This window comes from Companilactobacillus bobalius, from assembly GCF_009764355.1.
Genome location: NZ_LNUA01000079.1, coordinates 1 through 3,996 on the forward strand (window position 1 = coordinate 1; position 3,996 = coordinate 3,996).

The window sequence follows — 3,996 nt, forward strand, 5'->3', positions numbered from 1 at the left end:
GATTCAGCAGATACTAGACAGGTTCTAAGAGGCATTTCACCATACTAACAAGAAAACCAAAAATTCCCAGATCATTAATTTAACATATCGTATCAAACCACGCCTGGAATATTATCTAGGCGTTTTTTTAATGTCATGGTATTTTCTGGCAGAAAGGTTGCATTATTGTGACTACAGTTGTAAACTAATAAGTGTTAAGAGGCTGCAAACGTAAACTTAGAATTCAATTAATGGAGGAAGCCAATTGAAGGATGCAAAGAATGTAACCATCACCGATTCTGAATGGATGGTTATGAGAGCAATTTGGACAATGGGACATGCGACTAGTCGTGAACTAATCGATGCTATGAACGAATTAGAAGGCTGGTCAGCTTCAACAACCAAAACGCTACTTCACAGGTTGATTCAAAAACAGGCGGTTGCGCAGCATGGCGGCAGTCGACCATTCACGTATAAGCCGGTTGTTGGCGAGAAGGAATCAATGGCGGCAGCGGCAGATGATTTGTTTGACCATATGTGTGCGATGCGGGCTGGTTCAACAATTGCCGGCGTTATTCAGTCAAGGGAACTCTCACGGGCGGATATTGCGAACTTACAGGCGATTCTAGCTGAAAAGGCCAAAACAGCGCCCGAGGAAGTTCAGTGTAACTGCTTGCCAGGTGATCAAACGTGTTAAGACTGTGGTGTTCTGTTTACTTTTAGGATTGCTGCACAAAAATCCAGAATCTGGGATTTCTGATGGCGGAAACTTATGAATTTTTGTCGTAATTCTCATTCATATAGTGGCATGGTGCTCCGCAAAGCAGAAGCCTAAATATAAGAACCTGGTGGAAAAATCCCGAGCCCGGGGATTTCCATACAAGGAACTTATATTCCGGCTTCTAACCGCTTTGCTACGCACACTTATTTTTAGGGGGGGTCGATAATCATGGCAAATAAAGAGGACCAGATGAACATGAAAAACATGAGTGCTAAGAATATGGAAAATAATGAATCAAATATGAGTCATATGGATCATGATGACATGAAAATGGATCACGATATGACCGAAACGGATCATAATCAAATGAACATGGATCACAGCCAAATGAATATGAATCACGAAACTATGAATATGAGTGGGATGAATCACGGTGATATGGATATGGCTGGGACCGACATGATGATGCACGGTGGCTCAATGATGCATATGGGGAATTTGAAAGTTAAATTTTGGGTCTCCGTTGTCTTAGCGATTCCAGTTTTACTGTTAGCACCAATCATGGGTTTAAACGTTTCCATCCTTAGTTTCAGTTCACCGCTAATTGTTGGCATTATCATCGTTTTGTTTGATACAGCACTTTACTTTTATGGCGGAATGCCATTTTTAAAGGGGGCTAAAGCGGAAATTCAGGATAAATCTCCTGAAATGATGACGCTAGTAACCCTTGGAATTTCCGTTTCGTATTTCTACAGTTTGTACGCATTTATTGCCAACAACTTCTTGAACCCGGCAAATCATGTAATGGATTTTTCGTTCGAACTTGCAACCCTGATTTTAATTATGCTTCTAGGACACTGGATTGAAATGAATGCATTGATGGGGGCTGGGGATGCCTTACAAAAGATGGCGGCCCTGTTGCCTAAGACGGCCCATCTAGTTACAGATAATGGTGAAACAAAAGAAGTGCCAGTATCTGATTTAAAAGTTGGTCAAGCTTTCCAAGTGCGTTCAGGTGAGAGTATTCCAGCCGATGGTGTTATTACGGCTGGGGAGTCGACCGTGAATGAAGCACTGGTAACCGGTGAATCTGCTGCCGTTACCAAGAACGTTGGCGATAAGGTCATTGGTGGTGCAACCAACAATAACGGGACGCTAACGGTTAAAATTAGTGGTACTGGTGACTCCGGCTATCTTTCTCAAGTAATGAAAATGGTTCAAAATGCCCAGCAAACTAAATCTAAAGCAGAAGATAAAGCTGATTTAGTTGCCAAGTATCTATTTTACGCGGCATTTGGTGTTGGGATTATTGCTTTCTTTGCCTGGTTACCCCAGGGATTGGCGACTGCAATGACGATCATGGTGACCGTCTTCGTGATTGCTTGCCCGCATGCATTAGGATTAGCGATTCCATTAGTGGTTTCTCGTTCTACTACGATTGGCGCTCAAAATGGGCTATTAGTTCGAAATCGCCAAGCCATTGAAGCAAGTCAACATGTTAGCCACGTTCTCTTGGATAAAACTGGCACGTTAACAGAAGGTAAATTTACGGTGAATGCATTGATTCCAAATGATGGGATTGACGAAACAACGTTATTAAGCCGACTGGCCGCCCTTGAAAATAATTCGACTCATCCGCTGGCCCAAGCAATCATTACTGAAGCCCAAGCGAAGGACATTGAAGTCGTTGCGGCTGAAAAGTCTCAAAATATTCCGGGCGTTGGTATTTCCGGTAATGTTGATGGCACTGACTATACGATTGTTAATGGTAACTATTTAACGAAGCAAGGGATCAGGTTTGACGAGGCCGCTGCTGATAAATGGGCTGCTAAGGGTAATTCCGTCAGCTTCCTATTGCAGGGCACCCAAGTTCAAGGAATGGTTGCTGAAGGCGACACCATCAAAGCGGGTGCTAAGGAATTAATTAGTGGTCTTCAGAGGCGAGGAATTACCCCCGTAATGCTCACTGGCGATAATCCAAAAGCCGCGGAACACGTTGCTAACTTACTAGGATTGACTGAATTCCATGCAGGCCTATTACCAGATGATAAGCAAAAGATTATTGCTGATTATCAAGCAAAGGGCAATCACGTCATCATGGTTGGTGACGGCGTAAATGACGCACCAAGTCTTGCCGCGGCCGATATTGGAATTGCAATTGGTGCCGGAACCGATGTTGCCATTGATTCCGCTGATGTTGTGTTGGTTAAATCAGAACCCAGCGATATTTTACATTTTCTTGATTTGGCTAAAATCACAAATCGGAAAATGGTTCAAAATCTCTGGTGGGGAGCAGGCTACAATATTGTCGCAATTCCACTCGCTGCCGGTGTGTTGTCATTTATTGGAATCATTCTAGACCCAGCCGTTGGTGCTGTGGTCATGGCGATGTCGACAATTATCGTGGCAATTAATGCGATGGGATTGACTGGTGAAAAGATTAAAAACGTGTAATTAAGTGATGACAAAAAGAGGAGAAAGATCAGCTGGTAGTCTGGTCTTTCTCCTCTTTTTGATCATCATGTTAATTACTTATCTGGTTGCTCAGTTAATTTCGCCAATTTTTGATGCAGCCTAATGTCATATTGCCTGGTAATTGGCATTAACACCGCGACCACCCCGCAAATGGCAGCACCGATTCCTGCAATCACAAATAGGCGTTCAATGCCAATCACATCAGCTAGGGGACCGGCAAAAATTAAGCCAATTGGTTCACCTAGATTCAACAAAGAATTCAAAACGCCTAGAATCCGCCCTAACTCTTCTGCTGGATAACTTTGTTGAATCATTGCCATTAAAAGCGTTGTAAAAAATGGGGTCGCAATTCCTTCAATGATGTTTAAAGCTGCGAACCATAAAAATCCGGTTTGGTTACTTGGCAAAATGCCGCTAATACCGGTTGGAATGCCAACCAGGAAAAACGCGATGATTACGGGCTTCATCCGGTCCTGCCACTTACCAAAGAGGCCAATGATAGTGCCGCCGATTAGCATGCCAGTTGAATAAATGGCTTCAATTAAGCCAGCCTGACTAACGGTTCCCTGAAAGTATTTCATGGTCATGAGTGGATACATGCTGGCAGCAGGCATGTAGGTTAGTGTGAAGACGGCGCCGATCAACGTAATGTACCACAAGCCCTTGTTGTTCGTAAGTTGTTTGATCCCCAAGCGGGTGTTGTGGAGCACATGCATTGGCTGATCAATTTTTTCATTGTTAGGAATTTGAACCCACGTTAAAATACAAATCCCAATGATGGCCCCAAGTACGTCTAAGAACCTGTCTAGTATCTGCTGAAT

At 43.4% G+C, this 3,996-nt stretch carries 3 protein-coding genes; 2 read left to right on the top strand and 1 reads right to left on the bottom strand.

Going from position 1 to position 3,996, the window contains the following annotated elements:
• The first annotated feature begins 244 nt into the window (after positions 1–244).
• A complete protein-coding gene (locus ATN92_RS18585) occupies positions 245–676 on the top strand; it encodes a CopY/TcrY family copper transport repressor (protein WP_002816262.1) in 432 nt (143 codons plus the stop codon).
• A gap of 252 nt (positions 677–928) precedes the next feature.
• Positions 929–3,154, top strand: coding sequence for a heavy metal translocating P-type ATPase (locus ATN92_RS18590; protein ID WP_056950763.1), 2,226 nt, complete (start codon positions 929–931; stop codon positions 3,152–3,154).
• Between the two features lie 74 nt (positions 3,155–3,228).
• Here the strand turns inward: ATN92_RS18590 and ATN92_RS18595 are convergent.
• On the bottom strand, positions 3,229–3,996 hold a 768-nt coding region (locus tag ATN92_RS18595), incomplete at its 5' end, for an MFS transporter (RefSeq protein WP_158106621.1).